Annotated in this window: 14 protein-coding genes; 10 read left to right on the forward strand and 4 right to left on the reverse strand. The window is 66.0% G+C overall.

Annotated features, from left to right (window positions below; all coding sequences use genetic code 11):
• Window positions 1–72: 72 nt before the first annotated feature.
• The gene (gene murI / locus MTBSS4_RS08805; RefSeq protein ID WP_173983030.1) at window positions 73–897 is read left to right on the forward strand and encodes a glutamate racemase; all 825 of its coding nucleotides are present in this window, start codon (window positions 73–75) and stop codon (window positions 895–897) included.
• Window positions 898–1,194: 297 nt separating this feature from the next.
• On the opposite strand, the gene MTBSS4_RS08810 is transcribed toward murI, so the two are convergent.
• From MTBSS4_RS08810 to MTBSS4_RS08825, 4 genes are all read right to left on the reverse strand, one after another.
• On the reverse strand, window positions 1,195–1,956 hold the full coding sequence (locus MTBSS4_RS08810; protein WP_173983031.1) for an SDR family NAD(P)-dependent oxidoreductase: 762 nt from the start codon (window positions 1,954–1,956) through the stop codon (window positions 1,195–1,197).
• Window positions 1,957–1,967: 11 nt separating this feature from the next.
• Complete coding sequence (locus tag MTBSS4_RS08815) at window positions 1,968–3,002, reverse strand: enoyl-CoA hydratase/isomerase family protein (RefSeq protein ID WP_173983032.1); 1,035 nt, start codon at window positions 3,000–3,002, stop codon at window positions 1,968–1,970.
• A complete protein-coding gene (locus tag MTBSS4_RS08820; protein ID WP_173983033.1) occupies window positions 3,002–4,528 on the reverse strand; it encodes a malonyl-CoA synthase in 1,527 nt (508 codons plus the stop codon). The genes MTBSS4_RS08815 and MTBSS4_RS08820 overlap by 1 nt, the downstream gene beginning before the upstream one ends.
• 102 nt (window positions 4,529–4,630) lie before the next feature.
• Complete coding sequence (locus tag MTBSS4_RS08825; RefSeq protein WP_173983034.1) at window positions 4,631–5,290, reverse strand: GntR family transcriptional regulator; 660 nt, start codon at window positions 5,288–5,290, stop codon at window positions 4,631–4,633.
• A gap of 214 nt (window positions 5,291–5,504) precedes the next feature.
• On the opposite strand from MTBSS4_RS08825, the gene MTBSS4_RS08830 reads away from it, so the two are divergent.
• The 9 genes from MTBSS4_RS08830 (at window position 5,505) to MTBSS4_RS08870 (ending at window position 15,950) form a co-directional block, all read left to right on the forward strand.
• Window positions 5,505–6,641 (forward strand): acyl-CoA dehydrogenase family protein, encoded by a 1,137-nt coding sequence (locus tag MTBSS4_RS08830; protein WP_173983035.1) that lies wholly within the window; start codon window positions 5,505–5,507, stop codon window positions 6,639–6,641.
• A 14-nt stretch (window positions 6,642–6,655) separates the two neighbouring features.
• A complete protein-coding gene (gene mmsB, locus MTBSS4_RS08835; RefSeq protein WP_254432455.1) occupies window positions 6,656–7,546 on the forward strand; it encodes a 3-hydroxyisobutyrate dehydrogenase in 891 nt (296 codons plus the stop codon).
• 126 nt (window positions 7,547–7,672) lie between these two features.
• Complete coding sequence (locus MTBSS4_RS08840) at window positions 7,673–8,485, forward strand: ABC transporter ATP-binding protein (protein WP_173983037.1); 813 nt, start codon at window positions 7,673–7,675, stop codon at window positions 8,483–8,485.
• 139 nt (window positions 8,486–8,624) lie between these two features.
• The gene (locus MTBSS4_RS08845; RefSeq protein ID WP_173983038.1) at window positions 8,625–10,556 is read left to right on the forward strand and encodes a long-chain fatty acid--CoA ligase; all 1,932 of its coding nucleotides are present in this window, start codon (window positions 8,625–8,627) and stop codon (window positions 10,554–10,556) included.
• A gap of 10 nt (window positions 10,557–10,566) precedes the next feature.
• Window positions 10,567–11,460 carry a branched-chain amino acid ABC transporter permease gene (locus MTBSS4_RS08850; protein ID WP_173983039.1) on the forward strand — a complete coding sequence of 298 codons (894 nt, stop codon included), beginning with the start codon at window positions 10,567–10,569 and terminating at the stop codon, window positions 11,458–11,460.
• A 4-nt stretch (window positions 11,461–11,464) separates the two neighbouring features.
• Complete coding sequence (locus MTBSS4_RS08855; protein ID WP_173983040.1) at window positions 11,465–12,535, forward strand: branched-chain amino acid ABC transporter permease; 1,071 nt, start codon at window positions 11,465–11,467, stop codon at window positions 12,533–12,535.
• A gap of 60 nt (window positions 12,536–12,595) precedes the next feature.
• On the forward strand, window positions 12,596–13,831 hold the full coding sequence (locus tag MTBSS4_RS08860; RefSeq protein WP_173983041.1) for an ABC transporter substrate-binding protein: 1,236 nt from the start codon (window positions 12,596–12,598) through the stop codon (window positions 13,829–13,831).
• A gap of 65 nt (window positions 13,832–13,896) precedes the next feature.
• Window positions 13,897–14,721, forward strand: a complete 825-nt coding sequence (locus MTBSS4_RS08865; protein ID WP_173983042.1) for an ABC transporter ATP-binding protein — start codon at window positions 13,897–13,899, stop codon at window positions 14,719–14,721.
• Window positions 14,721–15,950, forward strand: a complete 1,230-nt coding sequence (locus MTBSS4_RS08870) for a phenylacetate--CoA ligase family protein (RefSeq protein WP_173983043.1) — start codon at window positions 14,721–14,723, stop codon at window positions 15,948–15,950. The genes MTBSS4_RS08865 and MTBSS4_RS08870 overlap by 1 nt, the downstream gene beginning before the upstream one ends.
• Window positions 15,951–15,954 lie beyond the last annotated feature (4 nt).

Here is a 15,954-nt window from a genome sequence, read left to right on the forward strand (position 1 = left end):
GGCTCCGGTATTATGGGTTGCTCCGCGTTCTCGCCAAGGTTAGAACCTGTCCGGGGCAACGGGGGTTCTTCGATGGGCGACATTCGGCGCCTGCCGATCGGAATATTCGATTCCGGCGTCGGCGGCTTGACGGTCCTGAAGGCGGTTCGCGAGCGTCTGGTTGCGGAATCGCTGATCTATCTGGGCGATACCGCCCGCCTGCCCTATGGCACCAAGAGCGCCCAGACGGTGGCGGCCTATGCGCTGGAGGCATCGCGGCGGCTGGTGTCGTTCGGCATCAAGGCGCTGCTGGTGGCCGACAACACCTCGTCCGCCCATGCGCTCGACGTTCTGCGGGCCGAGTTTCCCGGCCTGCCGGTGATCGGCGTGGTCGAACCGGGCGCCGCCGCCGCCGCCGCCGCCTCGGCCCATGGCCGCATCGTCGTCGGCGCCACCGAAAGCACGGTGCAGGCTGGAACCTATCTGCGTTCCATCCTGCATTCGCGTCCCAATGCCCGGGTGACCCAACTGGCGTGTCCGCTGTTCGTGTCCATGGTGGAGGAAGGCATGGTCGACGGCCCCATCGCCGAGCAGATCGCCCGCCATTATCTCGACCCGCTGTTCAGCGGTCCCGACGCCGCCGATTGCCTGCTGCTGGGCTGCACCCATTTTCCGGCGCTGACGCCGCTGTTCCACCGCCTGCTCGGCCCCGGCGTCGCGGTGGTGGATTCGGCCACCACCACCGCCATGGTGCTGGAGGATCTGCTGGCCTTGCGCCGGCTTTGCGCTCCGGACGGTCCTCCCGGCTCGGTCCGCTACCTCGCCACCGACGCTCCCGAGCGCTTCGCCCGCGTCTCCCGCACCTTCGTGCCCTGGGCCATCGAGCCGTCCGAGATCGAGACCATCGACCTGGGGTGATCGTCGCCCTCGATCCGGGTGCGAAAGCAAGACAGGCACCACAGCACCGGCGCCACCACTCGTTCCCGCACGATCGAATGGCGGGTGCGGCGGCCGCAATGGGGGCAATGGCAGATGTCGTCGTGATGGGGGCTCATGGCCTGGAATACTCGGTCGGTGACGGTGGGCATTGAATAAATCCATGGGGTCGAACCTTCAAACGAAGGTTCGGTTACGGTTCAACGCCCGCCATTTTCCCTGAAATTATGGCAAGTCCATGACGGGCCGGGACAGTGCCGCCGTTCCGCTCCGCGCGCTTTATTGCGGCGGCATCCTGACGGCGCCGTCCAGCCGGATGGCGCTGCCGTTCAGCATGGGATTGTCGATGATGGCCAGCACCATCTTCGCGAATTCCTCGGGCCGGCCCAGGCGATGGGGAAACAGGGTCGAGGCCACCAGCCCCTCCATCACCTCGTCGGGCATGCCGGCCAGCATGGGGGTCTCCATGTAGCCCGGCGCCAGCGCCATCACCCGGATGCCCAGCGGCGCCAGTTCGCGCGCCGCCGGCAGCGACAGCGCCGCCACGCCGCCCTTGGACGAGGCATAGGCGCATTGGCCGATCTGACCGTCCCAGGCGGCGATCGAGGCGGTGTTGACGATGACGCCGCGCTCGAGTCCCTCCAACGGTTCCAGCCCGGCCATGTCGGCGGCGGCGAGGCGCATGACGTTGAAGGTGCCGATCAGGTTGACCTGCACCACCCGGGCGAAGGTCTCCAGCGGCATCGGCCCCTTGCGGCCGACCACCTTGCCCGGCGTCACCACCCCGGCGCAGTTGACGCAGACACGGGCCGGGCCATGGGCGGCGCGTCCCCTGGCCAGCGCCGCGATGGTCGAGGCCTCGTCGGCGACGTCGCAGCCGGCGCCGACGCCGCCGATCTCGCGGGCGGTGGCTTCTGCCTTGGCGGAATCGATGTCGAGCACCGTCACCTTGGCCCCGGCCCCGGCCAGGGCGCGGGCGGTGGCCTGACCGAGGCCCGAGCCGCCGCCGGTGACGATGGCGGCCAATCCGTCGATATTCATGCGTCTGCCTTTCAGAAACTCAAATCACCGCAATCGGGCGCCCGGTCGAACGCCGCCAGCACCTCGGCCTCGCTGCCCGCCTCGCGCCAGGATGGCCTGTTGTCGCGGTCGATCAGCAGCGCGCGGATGCCCTCCACGAAATCGTGGGCCGGCGCCAGCCCGAGGGCGAGACGGAATTCCATGCGCATGCAGTCGTCGAACGACAGGGCGCGGCCGCGCCGGATCATCTCGAAGCTGACGGCCAGCAGGTGGGGCGACTTGGCCCCGAGGGTGGTCATGGTCTCGGCCGCGAAGGGATCGGTTTCGGCGGCCAGCGCCGCCATCACCCCGGCAAGACTGTCGTGGCCGAAACAGCGGTCGATCAGGGCGCGCCGGCCGTCCAGCGGCGCCGGACCGGGGTCCTGGGCGAAGCCGGCCAGGGTAGCTTGGATTTCGGCCGCGTCGCGGGCCTCGGACAGCGCCTCGCGCAGGGCATCGATCCGCTCGCTGGCGACGTAATGGGTGGCGACGCCCACATGCAGGGCGTCGGCGGCCTTCAGCCGCGCCCCGGTCAGGCCGAGATACAGGCCGATCTCTCCCGGCAGGTGCGGCAGGAAATGGCTGCCGCCGACGTCGGGGAAGAAGCCGATGCCGGTTTCGGGCATGGCGAACAGGGTGCGCTCGGTCGCGACGCGATATCGCCCGTGCACGGAAACACCGACGCCGCCGCCCATGACGATGCCGTCGATCAGCGCGACATAGGGCTTGGGCATGGTCCTGATGCGGCGGTTGAGGCGGTATTCGTCGCGATAGAACGATGAAACATAGGCCAAGTCGCCGGCCTTGCAGGCCTCGTGGAGCATCTTGATGTCGCCGCCGGCGCAGAACGCCTTGTCGCCGGCCCCCTCGATCACCACGCAGACGACATCCGGGTCGGCGGCCCAGGACTCCAGCCGGGGATGCATGAGGTGAATCTGATCCAGCGTCAGGGCGTTCAAGGCCTTGGGCCGGTCGAGGACGATGCGACCCAGGCGCCCCTGGCGTTCGAAATGGATTTCCGACGACATCACAGATTGGCCTTCCACATCCCGGCATATGAATCGCGCAGCACGTTCTTTTGCACCTTGCCCATGGCGTTGCGGGGCAGGTCCTTCACCAGCACCACCTGCTTGGGCACCTTGTAATTGGCCAGTCTCCCCTTCAGCGAGCCGATCACCCCGTCCGGGGTCAGCGCGGCGCCGGGAGCGGCGACGACGACGGCGAGGCCGGCTTCGCCGAAATCCGGGTGCGGCATGCCGATCACGGCGGATTCCACCACGCCCGCCATGCGGTCGATGGCGTCCTCGACCTCCTTGGGATAGACGTTGTAGCCGCCCGAGATGATCAGATCCTTGGCGCGGCCGACGATGGAGACATATCCCCTGTCGTCGATGACGCCGACGTCGCCCGACTTGAAGAAGCCGTCGGCGGTGAACTCGGCCTTGGTCTTGTCGGGCATGTTCCAGTAGCCCTTGAAGATATTCGGCCCCCTGACCTCGATGATGCCGACCTCGCCCCGGGGCAGGACGCGGCCGTCCTCGCCGGTAACGCGCAGTTCCACGTCGGGCAGCGGAAAGCCCACCGTTCCGGCCCGGCGCTCGCCGTCGAGCGGGTTCGAGGTGAACATGCCGCCCTCGGTCATGCCGTAGCGTTCCAGGATGGTGAAGCCGGTCTTGTCCCTGAAGACGTTGAAGGTCTCCTCCAGCAGCGGCGCCGAGCCCGAGATGAACAGCCGCATGGAGCGGCAGGCCGCGGGCGTCAGGTCGGGGCTGGCGACCAGACGGGTGTAGAAGGTCGGGACCCCCATGAACACGGTGGCGCGACCAAGCAGGCCGATGGCTTGCTCTGCGTCGAATTTGGGACAGAAGATCATGGCGGTGCCGTTCAGCAGCACGCAATTGATGGCCACAAACAGCCCGTGGGTGTGGAAGATCGGCAGGCAATGCAACAGCACGTCGTCGGGCCGGAACCCCCACAATTCGTGCAGGGTCAGGGCGTTGCTGGCCAGGTTGGCGTGGCTCATCATGGCGCCCTTGGGGCGTCCGGTGGTGCCCGACGAATAGAGGATGGCGGCGATGTTGTCGCCGCCCCGCGAGGATGGCGCGACGTCGGCGGGCTGGCCGGCGGCAAGCTCGGGCAGGGTGCCGTCGCCCTCGGCCCCCAGGGTCAGGACCCGGGCGGAGATGCCGGCCTTGACCGCCAGCCCCTCCAACTCGGCGCGGCGGTGGGGCTGGCAGACCACCACCGTCGGGGCGGCGTCGGACAGGAAATAGTCCAGTTCGTCCGCCTGATAGGCGGTGTTCAGCGGCAGCAGGATGGCGTCGGCCCGAAGGCAGGCGAGATAGAGCGCCACCGCCTCGGCCGACTTGTCCAACTGCGCCGCCACCCGGTCGCCGGGCCGTGCGCCGGCCGCCGCCAGGGCGTTGGCGAAGCGGGCCGAGGTGGATTCAAGCCAGCCATAGCTCAGGATGGCGCCGCCGGGGATTTCGATGAAGGGGCGCGAGCGGTCGGCGGGAAAGCGCGACCGGAACAGCTCGAACAGATTGCCCTGCATGGTGTTTCTCCCGCTCCGCGTCGGCGACCCTGTCGCGATAGCACGGATGTCGTCGGGATTCCATCATATTGTATCCATGAACGTGGATTAATGGATACAATATCACGCCATGATGGACACGAATTCGGCGAAGATATCGGCCTGGATGGTGACGTGCTTGCGCATGGCGGCTTGGGCGCGGTCGGGATCGGCGGCGGTGATGGCCGCCACCACTTCGCCATGCTCGCCGAAGCTGCCCTCGACCCGCTGGGGGTGGTTGAGCTGATAGCGGCGATAGGGGGCGAGGCGGGCGAACAGCGAGCGCGCCATGTCCTTCAGAACGTCGTTGTGGCTGCCGTCGTAGATGGCGTCGTGGAAGGCGCGGTTGACCGCGTAATACTCATCGAGATCGCGGGCCTCGCACAATTGCGCCGCCTTGCCGTGCATCTCCGCCAGCCGGGTCTTTTCCTCGGGCGACATGCGCCGGGCGGCGAAGCGGGCGCACAATCCCTCGATCTCGCTCATCACCTCGAACATCTGGACCATGCGGTGCAGGTCGAGCGGGGCCACCACCGCGCCCTGGCGCGGCCGCTTCACCACCAGTCCCGAATGGACCAGTTGCAAGATGGCTTCGCGCACCGGGGTGCGCGACAGCCCGAACCGGGCGGCGAGGCTTTCCTCGTCCAGGCGCGAGCCCGGCCGGAGCGCGCCCTGGAAGATGTCCTTCTCGATGGCTTGGCGGATTTCCTCCGCCCGTGTCGCCGGTCGTTTCCGTTCGCTCATGGTGCCGTCCGCCTCTCCCGCGCATCCGGTCGGCATTATACATGCCGACAATATTATGTCTAAGCCGTATCGGTTTCATGCACACAAAATCATACTGCGTCGTATACAGAATGTGGACGCCATCGGCCCGATGTGCTAAGCCGATACCGTCCGGCGGGTTTGGCCGGTGGTTATCAACCGGGCCGTCAGAGTCCGGGGCCAGGGATGGACAAGCATGGATTTCGGCCTGTCAGGCGATCAGGAGGCCTTTCGTCGCGCCGCGCGGGATTTCGCCATGGGCGAGATGGCGCCCCATGCCGCGCTGTGGGACGACGAGTCCATCTTTCCCGAAGACACCTTGCGCAAGGCGGCCGAACTGGGCTTCGCCGGAATTTACGTCAGGGACGACGTCGGCGGATCGCAACTGAGCCGGCTCGACGCCGCCCTGATCTTCGAGGAACTGGCCGCCGCCTGTCCGTCCACCGCCGCCTACATCTCGATCCACAACATGGCGTCTTGGATGATCGACAGCTTCGGCACCGACGAGCAGCGCCGCCGCTTTCTGCCCGACCTCGCCGCCATGCGCCGCTTCGCCAGCTATTGCCTGACCGAGCCCGGCGCGGGGTCCGACGCGGCCGCCCTGCGGACGCGGGCCGACCGCGACGGTGACCATTACATCCTGAACGGCAGCAAGGCATTCATTTCCGGCGGCGGGCGCTCGGACGTCTATGTGGTGATGGTGCGCACCGGCGGCCCCGGCCCAAAGGGCATCAGTTGCCTGGTGGTCGAGGCCGGCGCCCCCGGCCTGTCGTTCGGCAAGCAGGAAAAGAAGCTGGGCTGGAAAAGCCAGCCCACCGCCTCGGTGATCTTCGAGGATTGCCGCGTGCCGGTCGCCAACCGCATCGGGCCGGAGGGCGAGGGCTTCAAGATCGCCATGAAGGGCCTCGACGGCGGCCGCATCAATATCGGGGCCTGTTCGCTGGGGGGCGCGCGGCGCTGCCTGGAACTGGCCATCGACTATACCGGGCAGCGCCGGCAATTCGGGCAGGCCATCGCCTCGTTCCAGGCCACCCAGTTCCGTCTGGCCGACATGGCGACCGAACTGGACGCGGCGCGGCTGATGATCCACCGCGCCGCCGACTCGCTTGACCGCAAGTCATCCGAGGCCACGGTGCACTGCGCCATGGCCAAGCGCATGGCCACCGATATCGGTTTCCAGGTGGTGGATGCGGCGCTGCAACTGCACGGTGGCTACGGCTACATCAAGGAATATCCCATCGAGCGCTATCTGCGGGACCTGCGGGTGCACCAGATTCTCGAAGGCTCCAACGAGATCATGCGGGTGATCGTCGGCCGCGCGCTGACGGGATAACAAGGGAGATGCGGATGGCGAGCGTCGGTTTCATCGGTCTGGGCAACATGGGCGCGCCGATGATGCGCAACCTGCTGAAGGCGGGACACGCGGTCAGGGCCTTCGACCTGTCGGACGCCGCCCGCAAGGCGGCGGCGGATGCCGGCGCCGCCGCCTGCGCCACGGCGGCGGACGCCGCCCGCGAGGCCGACGTGGTGGTCTCGATGCTGCCGGCCGGAAGCCACGTCAGGGCGGTGATGCTGGGCGAGGCCGGCACGTTCGCCGCCGCCCGCAAGGGAACCCTGTTCATCGATTCCTCGACCATCGACGTCGCCACCGCCCGCCTGCTGTCGGGCGAGGCCGAAGCGGCCGGCCATGCCATGGTCGATGCCCCGGTATCGGGCGGGGTCGGCGGTGCCGAGGCCGGAACGCTGACCTTCATGGTCGGCGGTCACGACGCGGCGTTCGAGTGGGCGCGGCCGTTCCTGGAGGCCATGGGCAAGACCATCGTCCATGCCGGCGGTCCCGGCAACGGCCAGGCGGCCAAGATCTGCAACAACATGCTGCTGGGCATCTCGATGATCGGCACCTGCGAGGCCTTCGCCCTGGCCGAGAAACTGGGCCTGGACGCCCAGAAGCTGTTCGACATCGCCTCGAAATCGTCGGGGCAGTGCTGGTCCATGACCACCTATTGCCCGGTGCCGGGACCGGTGCCGACCTCGCCGGCAAATCGCGACTACAAGGCCGGCTTCACCGCCGCCATGATGCTGAAGGACCTGAAGCTGGCGGTGGAGGCGGCCGGCGTGGCCGGTGCCGCCGTGCCGCTGGGCGGTGAGGCGGCCCAGCTTTATTCCATGATGGTGGGCGGCGGCGAGGGGGGGCTCGACTTCTCCGCCATCATCCATTTGCTGCGCGGCAGGGCGTGAACTCACTTGCGCCCCAATTAAAAAAACGTATGCTCGTTTTCAAGGCGAACCCCCGCCAAAGAGGGGTCGCCACAGGGTGAGAAACGCGGCCGGCCCTTGCGCCGGCCCGGTCCAGGAGCAAGGCTGATGTCCGAGTCAGTATCCCCCGTGCTCGAAGTGCGCGACGTGTCGCTGGGTTTCGGCGGCGTGCGGGCGCTGACCGAGGTGGGTTTCGAGGTGAGGACGGGGGAACTGTTCTCCATCATCGGCCCCAACGGCGCCGGCAAGACCTCGATGCTGAACTGCATCTCCGGCCGCTACCGGCCCAATTCCGGCCGCGTGCTGCTGAACGGCCGCGACGTCACCGACCTCACCCCCAATGTCCGCGCCACCCTGGGCCTGGGTCGCACCTTCCAGAATCTGGCGCTGTTCGGCCATATGACCGTGCTGGACAACATCATGGTCGGCCGCCACCACCTGCTCGGCAACAACGCGCTTACCGGGGCGCTGTACTGGCTGAGCGGCGCCCGCAAGGAAGAACTGGCCCACCGCCGCAAGGTCGAGGACATCATCGATTTCCTGGAAATCGCCCATATCCGCAAGGCGGTGGCCGGCACCTTGCCCTATGGCCTCCGGAAGCGGGTGGAACTGGCCCGCGCCATGGCGGTTGAGCCCTCCATCATCTTGCTGGACGAACCCATGGCCGGCATGAACCTGGAAGAGAAGGAGGACATGGCCCGCTACATCGTCGACCTGAACGAGGAATGGGGCATGACGGTGGTGATGATCGAGCACGACATGGGCGTGGTCATGGACATCAGCCACCGGGTGATGGTGCTGGAATTCGGCCGCAAGATCGCCGAGGGGCTGCCCGACGAGGTCATGGCCAACGAGCGGGTCAAGGTCGCCTATCTCGGCATCGACGACGACGAGGCGGAAAACGGGGAGAAGGTGGCGTGATGGAGATGGTCTTCGCCAGCCCGGCGTCCGAGGGACACAACACCCCGACCGAAGGGAGTTGCGGCCGACGGCCGGCGCGCCTCGTGGCGCGAAAGCCAAGCGAACGGAGTTCGTGCCCGGCGTCTGAGGGACAACAACAATGACCGAATACCTCGACGCCTCCGTCCACGACACCTTCCCGAAGGCGCTGATCCACAACGCCGCCCGCTGGCCCGGCGACATCGCCATGCGCGAGAAGGAATTCGGCATCTGGAACAGCTTCACCTGGGCCGATTACCTGGGCCGGGTCAAGACCCTGGCGGTCGGCATGCACGCGCTTGGAGTCAAGCGCGGCGACGTGGTCGCCATCCTGGGCAAGAACCGCCCGGAAAGCATCTGGGGCGAGGTGGCGGCCCACGCGCTGGGCGCCCTGTCCGTGGGCATCTATCACGATTCCATGAACAACGAGGTCGCCTATCTGCTGACCTATACCGGCGCCACCACCGTGCTGGCCGAGGACGAGGAGCAGGTGGACAAGCTGCTGGAAATCTCGGACGAGGTTCCGCATCTGCGTCACATCGTCTATTTCGACCCGCGCGGCATGCGCAAGTACAAGGACGCCCGCCTGATCTCGGCCGAGGACCTGCGGGCCATGGCCGCCGGCCGGCTGGAGGCGCATCCGTCCCTGTTCGAGGAGGAGGTGGCCCGGGGCAAGGGCGACGACGTTGCGATTTTGTGCACCACCTCGGGCACCACCGCCAATCCCAAGCTGGCCATGTTGCAGGCCGGCGCCTTCCTGCGCCACGCCACCGCATACTTGCGCGCCGATCCCAAGCGGGCCGGCGACAATTACGTCTCGGTGCTGCCGCTGCCCTGGATCATGGAACAGATCTACGCGGTCGCCCAGCCGCTGGTCTGCCGCAACGTCGTCAATTTCGTCGAGGAGCCCGAGACGATGATGGCCGACATGCGCGAGATCGGCCCCAATTTCATCTTGCTGGCGCCCAGGATGTGGGAGGCCATCGCCGCCGACGTGCGGGCCCGCATGATGGATTCCACCCGGTTCAAGCAGTGGATGTTCGATCTGGGCATGAAGCTCGGCATGAAGGCGCTGGACCAGGGGCGACGGTCGAAACTGGCCGACATTATCCTGTTCTCGGCGCTTCGCGACCGCATCGGATTCTCGTTCCTGCGTTCGGCGGCCACCGGCGGCGCGGCGCTGGGCCCCGACACCTTCCGCTTCTTCCTGGCCATGGGGGTGCCGCTGCGCCAGATCTACGGCCAGACCGAACTGGCCGGCGCCTACACCGTTCATCGCGAGGGCGACATCGATTTCGACTCGGTGGGCGTGCCGTTCGACGATGCCCGGCTCAGGATCGACAATCCCGATTCCAATGGTGTCGGCGAGATCGTCGCCACCACCGACGGCATGTTCACCGGCTATTACAAGAACCCCGAGGCCAGCAAGGCCGATCTGGTGGATGGCGATTGGCTGAGGACCGGCGACGCCGGCTACATCAAGAAGGAGAACGGGCACCTGGTGGTCATCGACCGCATCAAGGATCTGGCCACCACCGGGCTCGGGGTGCGGTTCTCGCCGCAATTCATCGAGAACAAGCTGAAGTTCTCGCCCTTCATCGCCGAGGCGGTGATCCTGGGCGACGCCAAGCCCTATCTGTCGGCGCTGATCTGCATCCGCTTTTCCATCGTCGCCAAATGGGCCGAGGCCAAGGGGATCAGCTTCACCAACTATACCAATCTGTCGGCGCAGCCCCAGGTCTATCAGCTGCTGACCGCCGAGGTGGAGAAGGTGAACCAGACGCTGCCCGAGCCGCAGCGAATCCGCAAGTTCCTGCTGCTCTACAAGGAACTGGACGCTGATGACGGCGAGTTGACCCGCACCCGCAAGGTCCGACGCGGCGTCATCAACGACAAGTACGGCGACATCATCGACGCGGTCTACGGCGGCCGCGAGATGGTGCCGGTGGATGCCGTCATCACCTTCCAGGACGGTTCGACGTCGCGCATCAAGACCGAGCTGAAGGTGGTCACCCTGCTTGCGCCCCCCGCCCACCAGATCGCCGCCGAGTAGGAGCCCCGCCATGGAATCCAGCCTGCTGTTCCAGCTCATGGTCAACGGCGTCATCGTCGGCACGCTGTACGGCGTCGTCGCCATGTGCTTCGTGCTGATCTACAAATCCACCCAGGTGGTGAACTTCGCCCAGGGCGAATTCCTGCTGATCGGCGCCTGGACATGCTGGTGGATGGTCACCAGCATGGAACTGCCGTTCTGGGCGGCCTTTCCGCTGACCTTCCTGTTCATGATGGCGTTCGGCATCGTGTTGCAGATCGTGGTGCTGCGGCCCCTGATCGGCGAGCCGGTGATTTCGGTGATCATGGTCACCATCGGCCTGTCCATCTTCTTCCAGGCGGTGATGAAATCCATCTTCGGGGTGTGGCCGCAACCCTTTCCGGAAATCTTCCCGGTGAAGTCGGTCAACATCCTGGGGCTTCAGGTCCAGCCGGCCTATCTGATGAGCCTGGTGGTCTCGGTGGTGATCATGGGGCTGTTCGCCTGGTTCTTCAAATACTCGCGCATGGGGCTCGCCATGCGGGCGACCGCCTTCAACCAGCAGGTGGCGCAAAGCCTGGGAATTTCGGTCAAGACCGTCTTCGCCATGGCCTGGGCCATCTCGGCCATGGTCTCGGCCCTGGCCGGCGTGGTGGTGGGCATGGTCAACGGCGTGTCGTCGGCCCTGTCGTTCTTCGGCATCAAGGTGTTTCCGGCGGTGATCGTCGGCGGGCTCGATTCGATCGTCGGCGCCATTGTCGGCGGACTGATCATCGGCCTGCTGGAGAACATGGCCGAATACGTGGACGGCCAGTACCTGCATGTCGGCAATCTCTACACGGTGGCGCCGTTCTACGTGCTGGTCATCATCCTGATGATCAAGCCCTACGGCCTGTTCGGCACCAAGACCATCGAAAGGGTCTAAGGCGATGATTTCCAGCAGCCTCATTCCCTGCGGCCAGTACAAGACCAGCTACGGGGCCGACACCACCATCTTCCTGACGCCGGCGTCGCGCAACTGGTGCGTCGTCGGGGTGGCCGTCGCCCTGATGGTGCCGCTGGTCGCCTCCAATTACGTGCTCTCGATCCTGATCCAGATCGGCTATTACGGCATCGCCGCGCTGGGGCTCAACATCCTGGTGGGCTCCACCGGCCAGATCTCGCTGGGACACGCCGCCTTCTTCGGCTTCGGCGCCTTCGCCTCGGCCTGGCTCAACAACAAGTTCGGCATTCCGGTGCTGCTGGCGATTCCGCTGGCTGGCGTCATGACCACCCTGCTGGGGTTGCTGTTCGGCATTCCCGCCGGCCGCCTGAAGGGCCTGTACCTCGCCATCGCCACCTTCGCCTCGCAATTCATCCTGGAGGACTTCTTCTCGCGGGCCAACTGGTTCACCGGCGGGTCCTCGGGGGCCCAGGCCAATCCCATCAACGTGCTGGGCTACGAGATCAGCGGCGACCGGGGCTTCTTCTACGTGGTGCTGTTCTTCCTGGTGATCATGTACCTGCTGGGCACCAACCTGCTGCGCACCCGCGACGGCCGCGCCTTCGTGGCGGTGCGCGACCACTATCTGTCGGCCGAGGTGATGGGCATCAACCTCACCAAGTACCGCATCCTGTCGTTCGGCATCTCGTCGTTCTACGCTGGCATCGGCGGGGCGCTGTACGGCCACTATCTCGGCTATGTCTCGGCCGAGGGCTTCACCATCCTGCTGTCGATCCAGTTCCTGGGGATGATCATCATCGGCGGCATGGGCTCGGTGATGGGCACCCTGATGGGCACCGCCTTCATGGTGCTGCTGCCCGAGGCCACCGAGGGCACCGTCAGCACCATCAAGCATTTCACCGGCGACATTCCGGCGCTGACCAGCGCGCTCGCCTATCTGAAGGAGGCCGCCATCGGCCTCGCCATCGTGCTGTTCCTGATCTTCGAGCCCGATGGACTTGTCCATCGCTGGCGTCTGATCAAGTCCTACTGGAAGCTGTACCCGTTCTCTTACTGAACCAACAACAACAACGTCATCGGGGCTTTCGCGACACGACACACTGGGAGGAATAACGCAATGAAGAAGGTTCTGCTTGCCGGCGCCGCCATGGCCGCCGTCGTCACCGCCGGCTCGGCCTCGGCCGCCGACGGCATCCTGGTCGGCCACATCGCCGACTATACCGGCGCCACCTCGTCGGTGGGCAAGCCCTACGGCCAGGGCATCGCCGACGCCATGAACTACATCAATTCCAAGGGCGGCATCGCCGGCAAGAAGATCATCTTCGAGACCGTCGACTACGCCTATGAAGTGCCGCGCGCCATGGCCGCCTACAAGAAGCTGACCGGGTCCGACAAGGCCGTGGCCATCCAGGGCTGGGGCACCGGCGACACCGAGGCGCTGATCAGCAACGTCGCCAAGGACGAGATCCCCTACTTCTCGGCATCCTATTCCGGCCATCTGACCGATCCGCAGGGCAAGACCTCGGTCAAGGGCGCGCCCTACAACTTCTTCTACGGCCCCAGCTATTCCGACGCCTGCCGCGGTCTGGTCCAGTGGGCCGCCGCCGACTGGAAGAAGAAGGGCGGCGCGGGCAAGCCCAAATACGTCCACATGGGCGACAACCATCCCTATCCCAACGCCCCCAAGCAGGCCTGCGGCGCCTATGCCAAGGAACTGGGCTTCGATGTGCTGAACGAGATCCAGTATTCGCTGAAGCCCGGCGACTTCAAGGCCCAGTGCCTGTCGTTGAAGGAATCCGGCGCCAATTACGCCTATCTGGCCAACACCTCGGGTTCGACCATCTCGCTCTTGAAGTCGTGCGAGACGGTGGGCGTCAACGTCCAGTTCCTGGCCAATATCTGGGGCACCGACGAGGGCTCGCTGAAAACCGCCGGCGATGCCGCCCACGGCCTCGTCTGGGTGGTGGGTGCCGCGACCTGGGCCGATTCGGTTCCTGGCATGGCCCTGGTCAAGGAGATTTCCAAGGTTTCCGATCCCAGCGGCGCCGAGGCCCGGCCGGTTCACTACGTCCGCGCCGTCTGCTCGGTCTTCTACATGAAGGAAGCCATGGAGGCCGCCGCCAAGGCCGGCGGCATCACCGGCCCCAACATCAAGAAGGCGATGGAAGGCATGAAGGACAAGGTTCCGGCCGGACTGGAAGGCGTCTGCCTGCCGTCGACCTGGACCGGCGACGACCATCGCGGCACCACCACCGTCAAGGTCTATCAGGCCTCGACCAAGGGCGGCGCCATCGGGATGAAGCAACTGTTCACCGCCGAGATTCCCCGCCGCAAGGAATGGCTGGGCTGGTAAGCGGCGCATGCGGGCGGGGGGCGGCCGCGCGCCGTTCCCCGCATTCTTTGTTTCCGGAGAGTCCCATGGGCGAACCCGCCGTCAAGCTTGCCCCCGAAGAGATCCTGCTCTCGGTCAACAACATCGAAGTGGTCTATGACGACGTCATCCTGGTGCTGCGGGGCGTCAGCCTCGACGTGCCCAAGGGCCGCATCGTCACCTTGCTGGGACCGAACGGCGCCGGCAAGTCCACCACGCTGAAGGCGATTTCCGGCCTGCTGGGAACCGAGGACGGCGAGGTCACGCGGGGCAATATCACCTTCATGGGCGAGGAGATCGCCAACCGCTCGCCGGAAGAGATCGTGCGGCGCGGCATCTTCCAGGTGATGGAGGGGCGCCGCATCATCGAGGACATGACCGTCATCGAGAATCTGCGGCTTGGCGGCTTTACCCGCAAGGATGGCAATGCCGCCATCCGCAAGGATATCGACATGGTGTTCGACTATTTCCCCCGTCTCAAGGAACGCACCGGTCTGGCCGGCTATCTGTCGGGCGGCGAGCAGCAGATGCTGGCCATCGGCCGCGCCCTGATGGCGCGCCCCAAGATGATCTTGCTGGACGAGCCCTCCATGGGATTGTCGCCGCTGCTGGTCAAGGAGGTGTTCGGCATCATCGAGACCCTGTGCCGGGATACCGGCATCACCATCTTGCTGGTCGAGCAGAACGCCCGCATGGCGCTCAAGATCGCCGAATTCGGCTACATCATGGAATCGGGCAAGATCGTGCTGGACGGCGCCAGGGACGACCTCGTCAACAACGAAGACGTCAAGGAATTCTATCTGGGCGGCGACAAGGAGCGGAAATCGTTCAAGAACCTGAAATCCTACAAGCGCCGCAAGCGGTGGCTGTGATGGCGGAATTCTACGATTCCCTGGAAGTCCGCTCGGCCGACGAGCGCGAAACCTCGCTGTTCGCGGCGCTGCCCGAACAGGTGGCGCTGGCCAAGGCCGATTCCCCCGCCTTCGCCGCGTCGCTGGCCGGCATCGATCCGGAAACGGTCGTCGACCGGGCCGCGCTGGCCCGCCTGCCGGTGCTGCGCAAGTCCGACCTGATCGAGCGGCAGCAGGCCGATCCGCCGTTCGCCTCGCTGATCAGCGTGCCCAGGAGCGAATTGCGCCGCGTCTTCGTCTCGCCCGGTCCCATCTACGATCCCGAAGGCTGGGACAACGATTGGTGGCGGATCGCCCGCGCCCTGTTCGCCGCCGGCTTTCGCCGGGGCGAGCTGATGCACAATTGCTTTTCCTATCACTTCACTCCCGGTGGGGTGATGTTCGAGACCGCCGCCCACGCCCTGGGGTGTCCGGTGTTTCCCGCCGGCACCGGCAATACCGAGAGCCAGGCCAGGGCGGTGGCCGACCTTCGTCCCGACGGCTACGGGGGTACGCCGTCCTTTCTGAAGATCATCCTGGAAAAGGCTGAGGAGATGGGCTTGGACCACTCGTCGCTGACCAAGGCCTGCGTCTCGGGCGAGGCGTTGCCGCCTGCGTTGCGCCAGGGGTTGAAGGATCTGGGCGTCGAGGTCACCCAGTGCTACGCCAGCGCCGATCTCGGCCTGATCGCCTATGAAAGCGCCGCGCGCGAGGGATTGATCGTCGACGAGGGCGTCATCGTCGAGATCGTTCGCCCCGGCACCGATGATCCGGTGGGCCTGGGCGAGGTCGGCGAGGTGGTGGTCACCACCTTCAATCCCGACTATCCCCTGATCCGCTTCGCCACCGGCGACCTGTCGGCGGTGATGCCGGGGCAAAGCCCGTGCGGGCGCACCAACATGCGCCTCAGGGGATGGATGGGACGCGCCGACCAGACCACCAAGGTCAAGGGCATGTTCATTCATCCCCGCCAGATCGCCGAGGTCGTCCGGCGCCATCCCGAGCTGATCCGCGCCCGGCTGGTGGTCGACAGGGCCGGCGACAGCGACGCGCTGACCCTTGCGGTGGAAAGCGGCCAGGACGGCGAGGCGCTGGCCTCGGCCATCCGCCAGTCCTTCCAGACCCTGTGCAAGCTGAGGGCCGAGGTGACCTTCACCCCTCCCGGCACCCTGCCCAACGACGGCATCGTCATTCAAGACAAGAGGGCCTGACGCC

This window comes from Magnetospirillum sp. SS-4, from assembly GCF_902729425.1.
In the GTDB taxonomy this organism is placed as follows: Bacteria; Pseudomonadota; Alphaproteobacteria; order Rhodospirillales; family Magnetospirillaceae; genus Phaeospirillum.

Excerpts from the sequence above, each read along its gene's own strand:
- murI (WP_173983030.1), top strand. The coding sequence starts at position 73 with ATGGGCGACATTCGGCGCCTGCCGATCGGAATATTCGATTCCGGCGTC.
- MTBSS4_RS08810 (WP_173983031.1), bottom strand. The coding sequence starts at position 1,956 with ATGAATATCGACGGATTGGCCGCCATCGTCACCGGCGGCGGCTCGGGC.
- MTBSS4_RS08815 (WP_173983032.1), bottom strand. The coding sequence starts at position 3,002 with ATGTCGTCGGAAATCCATTTCGAACGCCAGGGGCGCCTGGGTCGCATC.
- MTBSS4_RS08820 (WP_173983033.1), bottom strand. The coding sequence starts at position 4,528 with ATGCAGGGCAATCTGTTCGAGCTGTTCCGGTCGCGCTTTCCCGCCGAC.
- MTBSS4_RS08825 (WP_173983034.1), bottom strand. The coding sequence starts at position 5,290 with ATGAGCGAACGGAAACGACCGGCGACACGGGCGGAGGAAATCCGCCAA.
- MTBSS4_RS08830 (WP_173983035.1), top strand. The coding sequence starts at position 5,505 with ATGGATTTCGGCCTGTCAGGCGATCAGGAGGCCTTTCGTCGCGCCGCG.
- mmsB (WP_254432455.1), top strand. The coding sequence starts at position 6,656 with ATGGCGAGCGTCGGTTTCATCGGTCTGGGCAACATGGGCGCGCCGATG.
- MTBSS4_RS08840 (WP_173983037.1), top strand. The coding sequence starts at position 7,673 with ATGTCCGAGTCAGTATCCCCCGTGCTCGAAGTGCGCGACGTGTCGCTG.
- MTBSS4_RS08845 (WP_173983038.1), top strand. The coding sequence starts at position 8,625 with ATGACCGAATACCTCGACGCCTCCGTCCACGACACCTTCCCGAAGGCG.
- MTBSS4_RS08850 (WP_173983039.1), top strand. The coding sequence starts at position 10,567 with ATGGAATCCAGCCTGCTGTTCCAGCTCATGGTCAACGGCGTCATCGTC.
- MTBSS4_RS08855 (WP_173983040.1), top strand. The coding sequence starts at position 11,465 with ATGATTTCCAGCAGCCTCATTCCCTGCGGCCAGTACAAGACCAGCTAC.
- MTBSS4_RS08860 (WP_173983041.1), top strand. The coding sequence starts at position 12,596 with ATGAAGAAGGTTCTGCTTGCCGGCGCCGCCATGGCCGCCGTCGTCACC.
- MTBSS4_RS08865 (WP_173983042.1), top strand. The coding sequence starts at position 13,897 with ATGGGCGAACCCGCCGTCAAGCTTGCCCCCGAAGAGATCCTGCTCTCG.
- MTBSS4_RS08870 (WP_173983043.1), top strand. The coding sequence starts at position 14,721 with ATGGCGGAATTCTACGATTCCCTGGAAGTCCGCTCGGCCGACGAGCGC.